This window comes from Rhodococcus yunnanensis NBRC 103083 (genome assembly GCF_001895005.1).
GTDB lineage: Bacteria > Actinomycetota > Actinomycetes > Mycobacteriales > Mycobacteriaceae > Rhodococcoides > Rhodococcoides yunnanense.
On record NZ_BCXH01000016.1, the window covers coordinates 62,384 to 78,463 of the forward strand.

The 16,080-nt window shown below is 63.9% G+C and carries 16 protein-coding genes; 5 read left to right on the plus strand and 11 right to left on the minus strand.

What is annotated here, in order from left to right; genetic code table 11:
• Nucleotides 1–4: 4 nt before the first annotated feature.
• Nucleotides 5–859 carry an alpha/beta hydrolase fold domain-containing protein gene (locus tag RY1_RS22145; protein WP_072806209.1) on the minus strand — a complete coding sequence of 285 codons (855 nt, stop codon included), beginning with the start codon at nt 857–859 and terminating at the stop codon, nt 5–7.
• Entirely contained in the window at nt 859–2,253 is a 1,395-nt protein-coding gene (locus tag RY1_RS22150; RefSeq protein ID WP_072806210.1) for an MDR family MFS transporter, read from the minus strand. The genes RY1_RS22145 and RY1_RS22150 overlap by 1 nt, the downstream gene beginning before the upstream one ends.
• A gap of 57 nt (nt 2,254–2,310) precedes the next feature.
• Between RY1_RS22150 and RY1_RS22155 the strand changes: the two genes are divergently transcribed.
• Nucleotides 2,311–2,883 carry a TetR/AcrR family transcriptional regulator gene (locus tag RY1_RS22155; RefSeq protein ID WP_072806211.1) on the plus strand — a complete coding sequence of 191 codons (573 nt, stop codon included), beginning with the start codon at nt 2,311–2,313 and terminating at the stop codon, nt 2,881–2,883.
• Between the two features lie 130 nt (nt 2,884–3,013).
• Here RY1_RS22155 and RY1_RS22160 read toward each other — a convergent pair whose 3' ends face one another.
• Together RY1_RS22160 and RY1_RS22165 are read right to left on the minus strand one after the other, a co-directional pair.
• The gene (locus RY1_RS22160; RefSeq protein WP_072806212.1) at nt 3,014–3,388 is read right to left on the minus strand and encodes a histone-like nucleoid-structuring protein Lsr2; all 375 of its coding nucleotides are present in this window, start codon (nt 3,386–3,388) and stop codon (nt 3,014–3,016) included.
• A gap of 55 nt (nt 3,389–3,443) precedes the next feature.
• Nucleotides 3,444–4,526, minus strand: a complete 1,083-nt coding sequence (locus RY1_RS22165; RefSeq protein ID WP_072806292.1) for a GGDEF domain-containing protein — start codon at nt 4,524–4,526, stop codon at nt 3,444–3,446.
• A gap of 200 nt (nt 4,527–4,726) precedes the next feature.
• On the opposite strand from RY1_RS22165, the gene RY1_RS22170 reads away from it, so the two are divergent.
• Nucleotides 4,727–5,458, plus strand: a complete 732-nt coding sequence (locus RY1_RS22170) for a GAF and ANTAR domain-containing protein (RefSeq protein WP_072806213.1) — start codon at nt 4,727–4,729, stop codon at nt 5,456–5,458.
• Nucleotides 5,459–5,481: 23 nt separating this feature from the next.
• Here RY1_RS22170 and RY1_RS29820 read toward each other — a convergent pair whose 3' ends face one another.
• Complete coding sequence (locus tag RY1_RS29820; RefSeq protein ID WP_139279949.1) at nt 5,482–6,024, minus strand: hypothetical protein; 543 nt, start codon at nt 6,022–6,024, stop codon at nt 5,482–5,484.
• Between the two features lie 190 nt (nt 6,025–6,214).
• On the opposite strand from RY1_RS29820, the gene RY1_RS22185 reads away from it, so the two are divergent.
• Nucleotides 6,215–6,985 carry an ATP-binding protein gene (locus RY1_RS22185; RefSeq protein ID WP_072806216.1) on the plus strand — a complete coding sequence of 257 codons (771 nt, stop codon included), beginning with the start codon at nt 6,215–6,217 and terminating at the stop codon, nt 6,983–6,985.
• Nucleotides 6,986–7,013: 28 nt separating this feature from the next.
• On the opposite strand, the gene RY1_RS22190 is transcribed toward RY1_RS22185, so the two are convergent.
• Nucleotides 7,014–8,855: a CheR family methyltransferase gene (locus RY1_RS22190; protein WP_072806217.1), complete on the minus strand. Its 1,842-nt coding sequence runs from the start codon at nt 8,853–8,855 to the stop codon at nt 7,014–7,016.
• A 144-nt stretch (nt 8,856–8,999) separates the two neighbouring features.
• On the opposite strand from RY1_RS22190, the gene RY1_RS22195 reads away from it, so the two are divergent.
• Together RY1_RS22195 and RY1_RS22200 are read left to right on the plus strand one after the other, a co-directional pair.
• Nucleotides 9,000–9,989, plus strand: a complete 990-nt coding sequence (locus RY1_RS22195) for a chemotaxis protein CheB (protein ID WP_072806218.1) — start codon at nt 9,000–9,002, stop codon at nt 9,987–9,989.
• A gap of 81 nt (nt 9,990–10,070) precedes the next feature.
• A complete protein-coding gene (locus RY1_RS22200) occupies nt 10,071–10,862 on the plus strand; it encodes a class I SAM-dependent DNA methyltransferase (protein WP_072806219.1) in 792 nt (263 codons plus the stop codon).
• 36 nt (nt 10,863–10,898) lie between these two features.
• Here RY1_RS22200 and RY1_RS22205 read toward each other — a convergent pair whose 3' ends face one another.
• The 5 genes from RY1_RS22205 to RY1_RS22225 form a co-directional block, all read right to left on the minus strand.
• Nucleotides 10,899–11,351 (minus strand): DUF8820 family protein, encoded by a 453-nt coding sequence (locus RY1_RS22205; RefSeq protein ID WP_072806293.1) that lies wholly within the window; start codon nt 11,349–11,351, stop codon nt 10,899–10,901.
• 74 nt (nt 11,352–11,425) lie between these two features.
• Nucleotides 11,426–12,628, minus strand: a complete 1,203-nt coding sequence (locus tag RY1_RS30760; RefSeq protein ID WP_245819862.1) for a DUF6745 domain-containing protein — start codon at nt 12,626–12,628, stop codon at nt 11,426–11,428.
• 83 nt (nt 12,629–12,711) lie between these two features.
• Nucleotides 12,712–13,521: a sialate O-acetylesterase gene (locus tag RY1_RS22215; protein ID WP_072806220.1), complete on the minus strand. Its 810-nt coding sequence runs from the start codon at nt 13,519–13,521 to the stop codon at nt 12,712–12,714.
• A gap of 10 nt (nt 13,522–13,531) precedes the next feature.
• The gene (locus tag RY1_RS22220; RefSeq protein ID WP_072806221.1) at nt 13,532–14,743 is read right to left on the minus strand and encodes a lipase family protein; all 1,212 of its coding nucleotides are present in this window, start codon (nt 14,741–14,743) and stop codon (nt 13,532–13,534) included.
• A 67-nt stretch (nt 14,744–14,810) separates the two neighbouring features.
• On the minus strand, nt 14,811–16,079 hold the full coding sequence (locus tag RY1_RS22225; RefSeq protein ID WP_072806222.1) for an acyltransferase family protein: 1,269 nt from the start codon (nt 16,077–16,079) through the stop codon (nt 14,811–14,813).
• Nucleotide 16,080: the final 1 nt, after the last annotated feature.

Genomic DNA, 16,080 nt, shown 5'->3' on the forward strand with positions numbered 1-16,080 from the left:
ATGACTATAAGCCACGACCGTCCACGCTGCACACGTGCGCCCGCAGATGGTCGATGATCAGGGCAATCGCGTCGGGGCCCGCAGTCTTGTCGCCTGTGAACCCGTGATCACTCCCCTCGAACACCCGGTGGGTCACATCGACTCCCGACTCGGCGAGGAGATCCACGAATCGATCACCCTCTGCCCGAACTGCGTCGAGACCACCCGTCTCGAGCAGCGTCGGCGGGAAGTACGCCACCTCGGGGTCGAGGAGCGGTGACGCCAGCCGGTTCGTGCGGTCTGCACCGGCGAAATAGGTGGCGTACATCAGCCGGATCAGCCACGGTGACACCGCGGGCATTCTCAGAGTGGAGTGACGTTCACCCGTGCCGAGCGTCATGTCCAACGCCGGATACGCGACGACCAACGCAGCGGCGTCGAATCCCTGCTGAACGACGTTGATCGCAAGCTTTCCACCGGCGCTGAATCCGCCCACGGCGATCGGGCCGGTGAATCGTGCGGCGATCCACCGCGCCACATCGATGCACTCTTCCTCCGCGACAGGGAACGCCACTCGCGGTGCGGTGTCGTAGTCGACGGAAACGACGATCGCCTGCAGCTCGTCGACGATCCTGCGTGCGACGTGCTCGTCCTGCTCGGGTGACCGGACGATGAAGGCGCCGCCATGGAAGTGGATGTACACCGGGCCGCTGTCTGCGACCGTCTCCGGACGGTAGACGAGGCATCGAACCGACCCGTGTCGCGTCGGCACGCGAACAACCTCGGGGTCCGGACCGACCAGACGTAACTCTTTGTCGGAGCGGGGAAGTAACCGAAAGGAACCGCGCAGGGCCCAGGCCCCGAGATCTGCGAGTCTCATCAGTACTCCTTGGCTTCGACGCTGCCGTCTGCGACGAGCATCATCTCTTCGCTGAGCGGCTTTTCTTTCATCAGAACTCCCAGCACAAGCGCGAGCGCCATGAACGGCACGGTCCAGAAGAAGACCTCCTGATACGCACCGACCGAGGCGACTCCGCCCGACGCAGCAAGGATGGCGCCGAACACCGCAGCGCCGAGCGCGCCGCCGATGCTCTTGAAGAAGTTGAGCGCTCCGGTTGCGACTCCGAGGAACCGGTAGTCGACGGCATTCTGCCCGGCAAGCAGAGATACCTGAACGAACAGTCCGATTCCGGCACCCGCGAAGACGAGTGGCACGATGATCGCCCATGCAGCTGTACCGGCGTCGACGGTCGAGAGGAACCACATCGACACGCCGGTCAGGACTGCACCGATGATCGGATACTGCTTGTAGTGACCGGTTTTCGAGATCAACGGTCCGGCCACGGCTGTCGCGACGATCAATCCGACCAGTTGTGGAATCAGGAACAGCCCGGCGACGAAGGCCGAGTAGTGCTGCACCGACTGCAGAAACAGCGGGACGTAGAGCATTCCGACGAAGAGGACGAGCGTCGAGACGAAGAACTGGACCGAGGAGATACTGAAGACCGACGACCGAAACAGATGGAGTGGCGTAATCGGTTCGGCGGCACGACTTTCGACCACGATGAACGCGCCGAGGCCGACGACGGCGAGAATCAGCAGAGACCACTGCGCTGTGTCGGTGGCGAACAGCAGTAGCGCAGCCGTCCCGATGGTGACCAGGACACCGCCCCACACGTCGACGCGTCCCGTCGAATTCGGAGTGTTCAGATGCACGCGAAGTCCGATGATGACCAGCGCGACCAGTCCGATCGGGATGTTGATGTAGAAGATCCATCGCCACGACAGGGTGTCGGAGAACAGCCCACCCAGAAAGGGACCTGCAATCAGCGCGATCGTGGCGACGATGCCCGTCAGCGCCTGATATTTCGAACGTTGCCGAGCGGGGATCACTTCACCGACGATGGCCATGACCAGCGAGTTCAACCCGCCGCCGCCGATGCCTTGCAGCCCGCGGAAGATCACCAGCATGACCAGACTCTGTGACAGTCCGGCGAGAACCGATCCGAGCAGAAACACGACGATTGCAATCTGGAAGATGCGTTTGCGGCCGTACATGTCGCCGAGCTTTCCAAAGATGAGCGTCGATACTGCGCTGGTCAGGAGGTATGAGGTCGCGATCCAGGACGACGACTCCAGCGCGCCGAGATCGCGGCCGATGGACGGGATCGCGGTGGCGACGATGGTCTGGTCCAAGTTCGAGATGAAGAGGACCAACATGAGTGGCACGAGGACCACCAGGATGCGGTTGCGCGAGACAGTAAGGGAAGTCATGGCTAAAAAGTAACTCACTTACCTTTTATGGTCAATAACTTTCGCTACTCTGTTTCCATGAGTCTCCGGGAACGAAAAAAGCTGCAGACACGGCAGAACGTCATCGCGGTTGCGGAACGATTGTTCGAAGAACGCGGATACGACAATGTCACCGTCGCCGAGATCGCTGACGCCGCCGACATCTCGGTCAAGACACTCTTCGTCTACTTCCGATCCAAGGAGGACCTCGCGTTCGCCGATACCTCGCTGATCGACGACGTCGCCTCGGCGATCGAGCGCCGGGGGGACAAATCCCACGCCGAGGCGCTGGTCGAATCACTGCTCACGCGCACCGACGACACTGCAGGACTCGAGGCGTTTCATCGCGGGTACGGTCAGTCGGCCGCGCTGGAATCCGGACTTCTGCGCATGTGGGCCGCATGGGAGGAGCGCCTGGTGGCCGCGCTCGCGGCAGAGGCAGACGGGCCTGCAACCCCTCGGATGCGGCTGCACGCCATCGCACTCGTCGGAATCATCCGGACGACCACTTCACCCGAGCTGCTCGACGCGGTCTCCGGACTCACCGACAGCGAAGCCCAGCGGGTTGCCGAAGACTGGCTGGCCGAAGCCGCGGCTCACGTCGAACCCTGAGCCTCGCAGCTCCAACCCTGAGCGGTACAGAAGATTCCGTGCTGCGCCCGCCATCGCGCTCATCGGTGCTTCCCACCGCGATTCACGGGCGCGACAATTCCTGCAGGCGCAGCAGCAGAACTACTTTTTTTCAGTGAGCTGCGTCGTACGCCTCTACGATATCGGCGGGAATTCGTCCGCGGTCGTTGATGTCGTAGCCGCTGTCCGCTGCCCACTGCCGGATGGCGCGGGTTTCGGATGCGTCCCTTTTCGCCGGAGCCGCTGCCGCGGGTGCAGATTTCGTTGCGGCACCCGCAGGTGTCACTTTCCGCTTACGTCCGCCGACGCGCGTGGCAAAACCGACGTAGTAGTCTATTTTCTTCCGAAAGTCATTGGCATTCTTGCTCTTCAAATCGATCACGTAATCGACGCCGTCGAGCGAGAACTCGATCGATTCGCCGTGACCCTCGTCGATGGCGGTGCCGTCGATGTCGTCGACCAATTCGTAAATGACCTGCTTCGCCACAGTGCGACGCCTTTCGAAGTAAGAGAATTCACTCAAGCGTAGCTATTGCCGATGATCAGCGGAAATTATCGGTATCTTCAGGCGCGTCGGAGTGTCTCGCGGCGGCGATATGCACTGTGTTTCCGCCCGCCTTTTTCGCGTCGTACATCGCCGCATCTGCCTTCTCCCACGCGCGCCGGAAACCCGAGTCGGGTGCGTGGGCGATGCCGATGCTCACCGTCGTACCCGTCCCCGCATGAGCGATGAAGCTCGCCTGCAGTGTGCGTGCACGCTCTATCGCCTCCGCAGCGGCGATTCTGGCGACGACGACGAACTCCTCCCCACCGGTCCGAGCCGTGATGGACGGCGGCGGGAAGGCGGCATCGATCGCACCCGCGGTACTTCGCAGGACGACGTCGCCGTGTGCATGGCCGAAGCGGTCGTTGACCTGTTTGAAACGGTCGAGGTCGATGACCATCACCACCGCGACATCGAGTCGGACTCCGTACTCCCCGATCGCAACATCGAGCCCCCGTCGATTCCGGAGACCCGTGAGAGGGTCGAAGAGCGAGGTCGCGGCATCGCGGCGCAACAGGAGAAGAAATGCCTGAGTGAGCACCGGGGCAGAGAAGAGTACGAGCGTCAGCATGACCAGATAGGCGCATGCGAGGACCACGTCGGCGCCGGGCGCGGTGACAGCCGAGACGAACAGGACACCGACGAGTGCGGCGACCCAGATCTGGTGGGCCAGGAACAGTTTCTGGCTGTGAAACGCTGCGATGTAGCTGCCGTTGACACCCAACGCGGCGGCACAGGGCAACGCGACGAACGGATCGCTCAGCATCAGCAACGCCGCAGCCGCACTGAGCTCCAGATACAGCACGAACAACCGCGACACGTTCTCGCTGGGCCACCTCCGGAGCACCCACAGGATTCCGATGACGGTCGACGAGCCTGCCAGTACGAGCGCGAGCACACGCTGGGCACCGTCCGGGGCGCCCGCCGGGGTATGGGTGCCGAGAATGCAGAGCGCTGCATACATCCAGCACCACGTCCCGAGTGCGACGTCGGCGCGACGCAGCAACGGGTCGGCTCGATGGTAGGACGAAGTCCAGGCGTAATCGGCGGGGTGAGCCCACCATGTGTAGAGGAGTCGCATGCTTCGGGCGCAAGCCTTCTGTGTGGAGCAATCGTCACCGCGACCCGGTACAGGATTACCGAGCCGACCCCTCGTTCCCGCGGCGACGGCACCCATTCAAGCAGAAAACAGGCCAGCCAGTATTCGAACGCGTCGACTTCACAGGACCGCGTGGATGTGGCAACGTGGAAGACACCTCGTACCATGTCAGGGGGCCTGAGATGAATACCAGCGCGCACGACATGCAGGCCGCGATCGCGGACCTGGCGCGGTCGATGCACCACTCGAGCAGTGCACACCCTATCACCGCGGACGGCCTTCTCTACGAGGTCACCACGAGTGCCGCGCGGTTGGTCACCGCAGTCGATCACGCGGGCGTCAGCCTCATCCGTCGACACGGAAAAGACCACACCATCGAGTCGACAGCGCCCACCGGAGAAGCGCCACGACTGATCGACAAACTGCAGGAAGAGTTCGGCGACGGTCCGTGCCTCGATGCGATCCGCGGACACCACACCGTCCACGTCTGCGATTACACCACCGAGACCCGATGGCCGCAGCTGGCGCGCGCAATTGTCGACCACACCTCGGTACGGTCCAGTCTGTCGATCCAGCTCTACACCGATCAGCAATCGTTCGGGGCGCTCAACCTGTACTCGGACTCGGCGGCGGCCTTCGACGAGGACACGGTCCAACAGGCTCTGGCGTTGGCTGCACACGCCGCCGTCGGGCTCTCCGGGGCACGCCGCGACGCGCAGTTCCGGTCGGCTCTCGCATCCCGCGACATCATCGGCCAGGCCAAGGGCATCATCATGGAACGCTTCTCGATCGACGCGCTACAAGCATTCCGACTGCTCAGCAAACTGTCGCAGGGCCAGAACGTCCCGGTGGCGCAGATCGCCGCACAACTTGTCGAAGTCGATCACCCGGCACCTAAGCCCAACAGCAATTGAGGCCCAACAGCAACTGAGGCCCATCAGCAATCCGACATGTCCTGCTGCCCAGACACGTGCTGCCCAGACACCTGCTGGTCTGATACGTGCTGCTCCGGTACGCGCTGGGGCGGTGCTTGCTTCGATCGGGGCGCCCGCTGCGTCGAGAGAATGCGTTGCGACGCCGTGGCCGCGCGCCGCGCCATGAAATCCGCCGTCGCCTCACGCTGGCTGATGGCGCCGGCGATGTCGTTCTCCACAGCCGCCCGGCGGTGCTCGGCGGCGGCGACCTTGTGCTCGTCGGCATCGCCGAAACCCTGCGCAATCGCGCGCTCATGCACCTCCGCGGCGCGCAGATGAGCCATCGACGCATGCTGATGGCCGAGGGCGGCAGCCAGATGCGCGCGCGCCGCGCGGTCGTAGGCATTCTCGGCGCGTTTCTGCGCGGACTGCGCGGTTTCCGGGGTGCATGGCTTGCCGGAATTCAGATCGAGACGCCGCTGCTGCAGCTCGCGCGCTCTTGCCGCGGCCGCACTGCCACGCTCGGTCGAGGACCCAGGCGATATCGGGGAATCGTCGTCGGTCACGGGCTCACCTACTCCACACGTCAGCGAACAATCGCATCGAGTACCAACAGATCCACTATATGACGATCGGATGTGCATCGACATCGTCACGGTCCGCCGCCGGGGTGGGCGGTAGACTTGGAGTGGTTCTCGATGAGCAACCAGGCGCTGCACGCGAGAAACGACCACACCTTCGTCCGAGGCAGATCCGATGACCGAAGATACTGTTTTCACCTCCACCGAATGGGTGAACCAGATACCCGTCGTGCATTTACACGGTGTACTCGACGCGCGAAGCTACATGCAGGTCCGCAACACGATCGTCAAAGCCGCCACCGATTCTCCTGATGCAGTCCTCGTCGTCGTCGACGATCTCTCGGTTCCTACAGAATCGGCGTGGACGGTGTTGACGAGCTCCAGCTGGCTGATTCGGCAATGGCCAGGAATACCGCTGTCCGTCGTCTCGAACTCGTCCGATCGACGCGAACGGCTCACCCGAAACGGCATAGCTCGCTACCTGCCCATACATCCCGGCGTCGAGGACGCCCTGGCCGAGATTCGGGCAGGCCGGAATTCGTCGCCGGTGCGGGTGCGTGTCCGCCACCACCGGCCGCGGACCGAGGCGGGCCTCGCCGAGATGCGCGAGCTGGTGACCGACACATTGCGCGACTGGGGTCACCCGGAGTGTGTGCCCGCGGCGCGGTGCATCAGCTCGGTGCTCAGCGGCAACGTGTTACGGCACACCGACAGCGATCTCGATATGCGTGTCGAGATGCGCGGAGACCTCGTGACCATCGCCATGCAGGACGGCAGTCCGGCACCGGCGGTGTTGCGCGAGGAATCCGCCGATCCCGGTACCTACGTGTCGGGTCTGGCCATTCTCGCCGCGCTGTCCCAGGCGTGGGGCAGCGTTCCCAGCGAGGACGGCAAAACCGTCTGGTCCGTCATGGGTCCGGAGAACTACCTTCCGATGTATCGATAACGGCTGGTATCCCGGTTGAATCCGATGGTCAATCCGAGTCGGGATGGATCAGTAGCATCGCGCCCCTGATCTCACGATCGTGCACCTTGAACGGGCTGCACCGGATCAGCACCCGCACCGCTCTGCCACGGCGATTGATGGCGTCCAAACGTATGGAATCGGAGTAGTTCTCGTCCACCAGCGCATTGCCGATCAGCGGTCGTAGCTGCGCGGTCGGCAATCCGATGTCGAGCGCCAGCAGCTGACGTCCCCGCGCTTCGGTGTCCGTGACCCCCCAGAGCTCCACCGTCGCCCGGTTCCAGACCGTCACCCGCATGTCACGATCGACCACGATGATTCCCACCGCCGCCGAATCGAGAATGGAGTCGAAGAACTCCTGCGCCTGCGTCAATTCGACGGTCTTGTCCCCCAGCGCCCCGTTGATCTCGTGCAGCTCGTCATTGGTGGACTGCAGCTCCTCGTTCATCGTTTCGAGCTCTTCGTTGGTGGACTGCAGCTCCTCGTTGGTCGTCTCGAGCTCCTCGACCGTCGATTGCAGCTCCTCGTTGGTCGTCTCGAGCTCCTCGTTTGTCGACTGAAGTTCCTCGTAGGCGTTCTCCAGCTGCTTGTTCGTTTCCTCGACCTTGTCGAGAAGGGCGCGTGTGGTGCTGACGTCGAAAAATGCGACAGACACACCCACCAGCCCGTTCCCCGCATCGATCAGCGGGTTGACATGGATCTCGAGCCACAGAGCCTGCCCGCCGTGCTGAAGCCACTCGACGTCACGGATTCTCGACGACCGACGTTCGACTTTGGCCTGCTCGACGTACCCACGCAACTCCACCGGCCGGTACGACAGTTCCAGGTCCCGCAGCAGGCGTCCGACATCACGAGCAGACAGACCGAACAGTGACTCGGCGTGCTGATTGATCAGCGCAACCGTCTCGTCGCCGGTGAGTACCACCTGCGCGACGGGGGTGTGACGGAACGCGAGCTCGCGCAGATTGGACACGCCGGGCAAGTCGTGGACCGACTCCGCGAGAGTCTCCGACGGCATTCGGGCAGGGGCGCTTCGCTCGTCGGTCACCTTGCGGAACAGACGGTTCTTCAGATCGAACGGCGCAAAACGGTCGCTGTGGCTCAGCAACATCTCGGCGTGGCCGAGAAAGAGAATTCCATGGGGCGCAAGCGCAAAGTGCAACCGGCCCAATACCCGTCGCTGCGTCTCGGCGTTGAGATACATCAGGGTGTTCCGGCACACCAACAGATCGATACGCGAAATCGGAGCATCCTGGACGAGGTCGTTTCGCCCGAAGATGACCGCCCTGCGCAGCTCCTTGCTGAATACGTACCGCGTACCGTCCTGGTCGAAGAAACGCGAAAGATGTTCCGCCGGGATGTTCTCGACGGCTTTCGCGTCGTACGACGCCTGACGTGCCGCGGCGAGCGCATCCTCGTCGACGTCCGTGGCGTAGATCTTGACGCGCTGGCGGAAGCTTTCCGGGCCCACCGCGTCGGCGAGCAACATCGCCAGCGAATACGCCTCCTGGCCCGTCGCACATCCTGCGCTCCACACCCGGATCGGATCATCGGGACCCCGCTGAGCGAGTAGCTGCGGAATAACTATGGTGCGCAGCACTTCCCACGCGTCAGGATCTCGGTAGAACGTAGTGACATTGATGAGGATCGTGTTGAACAACGACGCGAACTCGTCCGAGCTCGCCTGCAGATGATCGAGATATTCGGAGTATTCCTCGAAGCCGATCTGCTCCATCCGATGCCGCACCCGCCGCATCAACGACGTGCGCTTGTACCCCGTGAAGTCGAATCCACGGGCATCTCGCAGATAACGAAGCAGCGTCTCGAAATCGTCGTCGAGTTCCTCGGGCAAACCGGGTCCTTCCGTGGTTTCGTGCGGACGTAGGGTTCGCCCGCGCGCCCATGACTGTAACGTCCATTCTGACGCATCGGCCGGTGTGAACGCAGCAAGCCCGAGCTTTCGGTTAGAAGTCCGCCATTCGGGTAAGACGGAAGCGTGCCGGATTCCAGCAGTCCTCTCATCGTCGCCGTCGGTGCCTCTGCGGGCGGTGTCGAGGCGCTGACCGCATTGGTCGCTCATCTGCCCGAAAACTTTCCGCACGTGATGCTGGTAGCTCTGCACATGCCGGAGAACGGAACCAGTGCGCTGGCGCAGATTCTCGATCGATCAGGATTGCTGCCCGCGGTGACCGCGGAAAGCGGCGCTGCGTTGCGCCCCGGAGTCATCCACGTCGCGCGCCCAGGCCGTCACCTCCTCGTCGACGGCGGCGAGGCGCTCCTGAGCGACGGGCCGACGGAAAACGGACATCGCCCATCGATCAACGCGCTGTTCCGATCGGTCGCAGTGTCGGCCGAGACGCGGGCCGTCGGCGTACTGCTGTCCGGAGTGGGCGACGACGGCGTCGACGGCCTCGCCGCAATCCAGGCTCGCGGAGGCATCGCGATCGCGCAGCATCCCAACGACGCTGTCTACCCGACCCTGCCGGGTCACGCCATCGAGGAAGTTGGCGTCGATCACGTTCTCCCCGCGGCGCGGATCGGCCCGATGCTGATGAGAATGGATCAACGACCACGCCCACCGAGCACGTCCTTGGATCGAGAGCGCCTGGAATTCGAGAATTTCATCGCAAGCAGCAGCCGGTTCGAACGCCACCCCACCGCCGACCATCTCGGCACACCCTCGGGCTACGTGTGCCCGGACTGCGGGGGTGCCCTCATCGCCATCGACGAGAAACACAACTTCCGCTGCCACATCGGCCATGCGTGGACCGGACACGCATTGTTGGAAGCACAGAGTTCGAAGATCGACGGTGCCCTGGCCGTAGCTCTCCGCAGTTTGCACGAGCGCATTCATCTGGCGAATTCGCTGGCGGTCAAATCCAGGCCCGGCCCGCTCCAGGACCGATACAACCTTCATGCGAAAGAGGCATTGCAGGCGGCAACGGTCCTCAGCGCAGCACTCACTCAGCATCCGTTCGAACCCTGAGGTCCCTTGCTCCCTGCCTCCGCTCCCTGCGCCGAAAATCGAATGCACAGTGGCACAGACCGGGTGTAGCGTCCGACGACCATGACGAACGAGACGAGCAGGGCCGATTCCCGTATCCGGCACGACGACGATCCTGCGGACGGCTTGTTCCCCGAAAGTGTGGCCGCGCGCTACGACCATCCCGGCGGCGAGAACGAACTCGCCGTGATCACACCGGCGGTGGACGTTCTGCAGGATCTGGCCGGCGACGGACCGGTGCTCGAGTTCGCCGTCGGGACCGGGCGGATCGGCGCACCGCTCGCCGCCCGCGGGGTCCAGATGAGTGGTATCGAACTGAGCCGGGCCATGGCGTCACGCATCACCGGCAAGCCAGGAGGCGACGACGTCGACGTGACGATCGGCGATATGACGACCACGCGGGTGCCCGGCCGATTCTCCCTGGTGTATCTGGTGTTCAACACGATCAGCAACGTCACGACGCAGGACGCGCAAGTCGACGTCTTCCGGAACGCGGCCGCCCACCTGCGGCCCGGCGGCCTGTTCCTCATCGAAGTGGGACTGCCGGACATTCGACGTCTGCCGCCAGGGCAGGACATCGTTCCGTTCGCAGTGACCCCGGGCGAATCCGGTAGCGGGTACGTCGGGTTCGACCAGTACGACGTCGTGACACAACGGTTCACCTCGAACCACGTCACGGTCTCGGCCGATGGCCGAGGGCGGTTCCGACGCATCCCCTTCCGATACGCCTGGCCCGCGGAGTTCGACCTCATGGCCCGCATCGCGGGCCTGACGCCGGCGCACCGCTGGGCGGATTGGGACCGCTCGGAATTCACCGCGGAGAGCACCAAACATGTGTCGGTCTGGCAGAAGTGACCGGACCGGAGTCAGTCCCGCCGTCGTCGCAGGTACTCAATCCGCCACGAGTTGGGACGAGCCGAACATGCCGCCCACGCCGCGTTCACGCTGACGGCCGATCACGTACCGGCCGGGAGCTATTCCGGTGGCACCGTGCTCGGGATGGATGAGATAGGCAACGACCTGCGTGTCGAGAATGCCGAGCGCAAGTCCCCGAGAGTCGTGTACCCGCGACGACCATCTGCACTCGCCGCCGTCGGCGAGGAGCGTGTGCGGGTTACCGCCTGCGGCACTGCGTAACAACTCCACTCCCGAGAGCGGAACGTCCACCGTGTGCGACCACGACGTGGTCATCACCGCCTCGAGCCGCTCGTGCGGTACCACGATGAGATCGCCTTGGGCTTGCAGCCCGTCGATCACGGGAATCGACATCGCCTGATCGAGATAGTCGAACACATCGAGTCCCGACAGCGACGTCAGCTCGGACAGGGTCATAGGGTTGTTCAGGGGCATGGGATTTTTGAAAGTCGTGGGGCTTTCGAGGGTCATGAGATTCACCTTGTGTGTCGGTATGCGAATGTTCAGGTTCGGCGGAGAAGGTCGGCGTAGTCGGCGCCGCTGATGCCGTAGGTCCACCCGGCAGCATCCATGGCAGACGGCATCCAGTGAGGAACGTGCAGTCCGTACCGTCGACGGTGCCCGTCGCGCTCACGGGAACCGTTCACCGCCAGCAATATTCGACTACGCCTGCCCCAACCATCCGGCGTCGTGTAGAGCTGTAGCATGCACCCTGGATTGCCGGGGTCGTCGCTTCGGTCGATGAGTTCCAACCCCGCCGCATCGATGTAGGAGTCCCATCCGATGCGTTCGATGGCGCAGCGGCGGACCTCGACGTTGCGCTCGGCGGAGATACGTTCGACGGATGGATCGAGCACGACCCAGTCCGGCACGATCGTGCCGTGCAGCACGAACACTGCTGTGCCATCGGCGAATTCGAGAGCCGGACGGTCAGGTTCGTGCAACCTGCGCTGGTTGTGCACACCGCCGGGAGTGGGTTCGGTGCGCAGCGCGGTCGGGCGTTCGGACATGACGCAGACGCCGTCGAACGCCCACCACCATCCGGTGGAGTCAGTCAGTACCGACAACACGTCGAGTAGGACGACGTCCTCGTACCCGAACGTCACCAACCCGGAACGCCGATAGACATCGTAGTGACCGACCCGATGGGCCTCTTGCTGTCCGTACCACGTGACGCCACACACGACGGGTGGCATCAACGTCCGCACTGCGGAGGCAACTCCGTCGAACAGGCTGGTACGCAACGAATCCCACATCGACGCCCGTAGAACGAGATCAGGGTCGATGCCGCGCCCCAGGGCGTCCTTCGGAGGCAGAGAACGCGCCGCCTCGATGGCCGAATGCCTGCCTGCCCAGTCCGATCTTCGACGCTCTATCCGGGCATCCATGCGTGCGAAGGATGCCCGGATACGCGCTGCGATGCACGTGGGCGGCAGATCCAGACGATCCTCGGCGAACGACATCGATTCGGCGAGGTTCTCGTCCTCGATGAGAGTCGCCCCAGCAGGCGGAGACGGCACCCAGACGAACTCGGGCCGAGCCAGGCCGCACAGTCGATAGAGCTGTGCGACGGCAGATTCGGCCGAGGTTCGATCGGACCGCCGAGTACACAGTCCCCGCGCGAGCCACGCGTCACGTTCAGCTGAGATATTTTCGATGATCTCGCCCCGAATCGGATGTCGTGGGGCGAGTGATGCGGCGGTCACGCGACGGTGGCGGAGTCCGCCTTTCCTGTAGTCATGATTCGAGGATGGCACGGGATCGGCCGAAGCGCAAGGCGTCCACCCCTCTACCGCGCAGCTGCGAAGGCGGCCCACATCGATGCACCCAACAGGCGTTGCCCAGCCGCGTTGTAGTGAATCTTCTCGGTCTCGCTGTTGTAGAGCCCGCGCGGCCCCTCCACGAAAACAACTCCGGCGCGGCGGTTCGGTGTGTCGCGGTGTACCGCGTCGATCACCGGATAGTCGCGGTGCGCCGACTCGATCTCGTCCGGCACCATCTGCCCGATCACGAACGGCACCTCACCGAACCGTGCACGCACTGTGTCTATGACGAGATCGAGCTTGTCCGCGTACACCGGCCCCGGGGTCAGCGGAACATCACTCTCGCCCTGGTGCCACAGCACGGCGGCCACACTGCTGCCCGGGGCCGCATCGAGTCCGGATTCGATGCGGCGCACGGCATTCCAGAACAGATTCATCCGCGCACCGCGATCTGCTGGGTCCCACGTCGTGCCGCCGACCCGCGCGAATGCGGAATCTCCACGAGCGCAGGGAATCAGCAGAACCGGCTGCCCGGTGTCGTCGGCCAGCCGGCGTGCGAACGTCGTCGCAAAGCCGACTGCCTTCGACGGCACCTCGTGGAACAGCGGATCGCATCCCGCAACGATCGTGTTCTTCGACCGACCCGACGACGCCCACTGATGCACCCTCGGATGCGGTGCGTCCAGTCCGGCGCGGTCGAGACCGATGCCTGCGCCGTGCGCATTCGATTGCCCCATGACAGCGACGACCAGATACGGTTCCGCGAACGGGGGCACCGGAAGTCCGGATCCCAAGCGCCGCTTGATGATATCTTTACCGCGCACCACAATGCTCATGTCCCCACCTTCACTCGCAGTCGTTCGCGGCGGCGTCGCCGGCGAAGCGTTCGCCTATCCACCGATTGACCGCATCCCCATCGAGGTCGCTGTGGCCCTTGCCGTGTTGCCGGTCGATGGTGACGGCATCACCGAACGCGCACGCTTTCGCCAGCGCGTCGTCCGTCCACGAGACATCGATGTAGGTATCGGCATCGCCGTATACCACCAACATCGGTGCGGTTGCCCTCTGCTGAGGGACCGCCATAGCGCCGAGGTAGGAATCCAACAGCGCAGCAGCCTGTTCGGTGCGCGGCGCGAAGTCCAGCGGCCCGATCCGCGCGGCGGCATCGGTGCGCGCCGACGCCGTGGCCGGGGTGCAGCCGCTGAGTACGTCCCAGTCCTCGGCGACATGCCCGCTGCGGTAGTCGTCCAGGTCCAAGTCCGGATGCGCTCTGGACAACGATTCGAGTAGCCAGTGAACCAACGGAGCTTGATCGGCCGTCAGCGTTCCCTGCTCGGTCTTGTCGACAAGACCGCTGACATTTGCACTCGGCGCCAGACTGACCGAGCCGAGAAGCTCCAATTCCGGTGCGTACCCTGCTTGTTCGTTGGCCGCCCATGCGGCACCGCCGCCCTGGGAACCGCCGAACGCTACCCACCGGCTCGAGACGTCGGGGAACGTGTGGCGGAGCGCGCGAACGGCGTCGATCATGTTGTAGCCGGCCGACGCGTTGTCCAGATACCGATGCACTCCCGGGTGTCCGAGCCCCTCGTAGTCCGTGACCGCCACCGCGAATCCCGCTGCGGTGTATCCCGCAACGAGCGGCGCCACTCCGAGGAGAGTGCGAGACAACGACGGTCCACACGCCTGTTCGATCCCCGTCGTGCCGTGGCCGAAGGAGATCACCGGCCACCCGCCCTCGGGTGCGTCCCCTGCCGGGGTGAACACGCTGCCGGACACTTCCGTCGTCCCGCCGCCATTCCCGGCCGACCGGTAGACCACCCGCGCTGCCTTCACCCCGGCCCTGGTGACCGTCCACGGCAGATTCGGCAGGGTCTCGGCGCTGACCACCGATCCGTTACCCACGCCAGGATCGGCCACCTCGATCGGCTCGGATGGCTGTGGCCACGTCGACAGAACCGCGATGCCGGGGGCCAGCACCAGCGCCGGGACTACCGTCGAACATCCCGACAGCATCAGTACCGACGCCGCCAGCGCCGCGTATGCACGCGCCCTCATCGCGCGTGCATGCCGTCCCCTACACCCCGCTCGGACAACAGCGGTACGGGGCGTGTCGTGCGCGACACTATGTGGCTGACCGGAATTTACGCGCCTGCATCAGGGCAGGCTTCTCCACCAATCGGTAGGTGATGGTGGCGAACACCAGGCTGACGGTAGCCACGACGAGGAAGTTCCACAACATTCCCAGCGGACTGTCCCCTGCCATCCAACCGAATCGGCCGACCACGATCAGTATCGGGAAGTGCCACAGGTACACACTGAGCGAGACGGTTCCGACGTAACTCAGTGGGGCCCAGTCGGCGAGTTCGGCCAGGCGTGAGTTCTCACCGCGCGCCAGCGGAGCGATGATGAACAGGATCAGCAGCCCCGACCCGATGGCCACGAACGTACTCTGCCAGCGTGAGTTGTCGTCGACCAACTTCAACGAGATGACCGCAACCGGAATCATCGCCAGCCCTGCCCACCACCGCATCTTGGTGGCGACCACACCGGTCAGGACTCCGTTGTCGATGGCGACGAATACGACGGCCACCAGCATGCCGTAGGTGAAGTTGTCGGCCAGCGACCAGAAGCTTCGGCTGAGTACGGCGATTCCGTTGGGACCCCAGTCGAGAAGTTGCGGGCTCGTGATCCCGGACGACTCGACCAGACTCGCGGTGTAGAGCTTGCCGGTCAGTCCGATCACGAACAGGACGACAACCGGGATCATCGCCAGCACAGGGGCACTGATGTTCGTCCGCTTCCGTAAGTAGAACGCGATCCCCGCGAGCAACGGCAGGGCGATGTAGAACGCGAGCTCGAGCGAGAGCGACCACGACGGGCTGATTCCCGTCTGCAGATACGCCGGGAAGTACGAGTGCAGCAGCGTCAGGTTGGCCAGCAACTCCAGCGGATCGGTGAGCATCCCGAGGCCCGCGTCGGTGAAATGGCGTTCTGCGACGGCGGCGTTCTCGGTGAACACCGCGCGCAGCACGAAACTGCACAGCAGAAGAATCACGATGTAGGCCGGGAAGATCCGCATGATCCGGTGCACGACGTACGTCTTGTTGTCCGGCATCGACTTCCCGGCGAAAAGCCTGCGGACCATAGGCAGAAAGATCAGGAAGCCGGACAGTGCGAAGAAGAAGATCAGCCCTTGACCCAGCAGGCCGAGCTTGAAGTCGATGACGGTCTGCGGGCTGTTGTGACCGCCGACGTGCACTGCGAGAACGCACAGGCACGCGAATCCGCGCGGGCCGTCGAGACCGACGATGCGCGTGGCCCGGCCTGCCGGCCGAACCGCCGGAGATGTCTTGGTTGCAGCACCAGCAGTGCCGTCGGGAGAATCGGTCATG

Excerpts from the sequence above, each read along its gene's own strand:
- RY1_RS22220 (WP_072806221.1), bottom strand. The coding sequence starts at position 14,743 with ATGAGGGCGCGTGCATACGCGGCGCTGGCGGCGTCGGTACTGATGCTG.
- RY1_RS22225 (WP_072806222.1), bottom strand. The coding sequence starts at position 16,079 with ATGACCGATTCTCCCGACGGCACTGCTGGTGCTGCAACCAAGACATCT.
- RY1_RS22165 (WP_072806292.1), bottom strand. The coding sequence starts at position 4,526 with ATGCGACTCCTCTACACATGGTGGGCTCACCCCGCCGATTACGCCTGG.
- RY1_RS22215 (WP_072806220.1), bottom strand. The coding sequence starts at position 13,521 with ATGAGCATTGTGGTGCGCGGTAAAGATATCATCAAGCGGCGCTTGGGA.
- RY1_RS22155 (WP_072806211.1), top strand. The coding sequence starts at position 2,311 with ATGAGTCTCCGGGAACGAAAAAAGCTGCAGACACGGCAGAACGTCATC.
- RY1_RS22170 (WP_072806213.1), top strand. The coding sequence starts at position 4,727 with ATGAATACCAGCGCGCACGACATGCAGGCCGCGATCGCGGACCTGGCG.
- RY1_RS22185 (WP_072806216.1), top strand. The coding sequence starts at position 6,215 with ATGACCGAAGATACTGTTTTCACCTCCACCGAATGGGTGAACCAGATA.
- RY1_RS22200 (WP_072806219.1), top strand. The coding sequence starts at position 10,071 with ATGACGAACGAGACGAGCAGGGCCGATTCCCGTATCCGGCACGACGAC.
- RY1_RS22145 (WP_072806209.1), bottom strand. The coding sequence starts at position 859 with ATGAGACTCGCAGATCTCGGGGCCTGGGCCCTGCGCGGTTCCTTTCGG.
- RY1_RS22150 (WP_072806210.1), bottom strand. The coding sequence starts at position 2,253 with ATGACTTCCCTTACTGTCTCGCGCAACCGCATCCTGGTGGTCCTCGTG.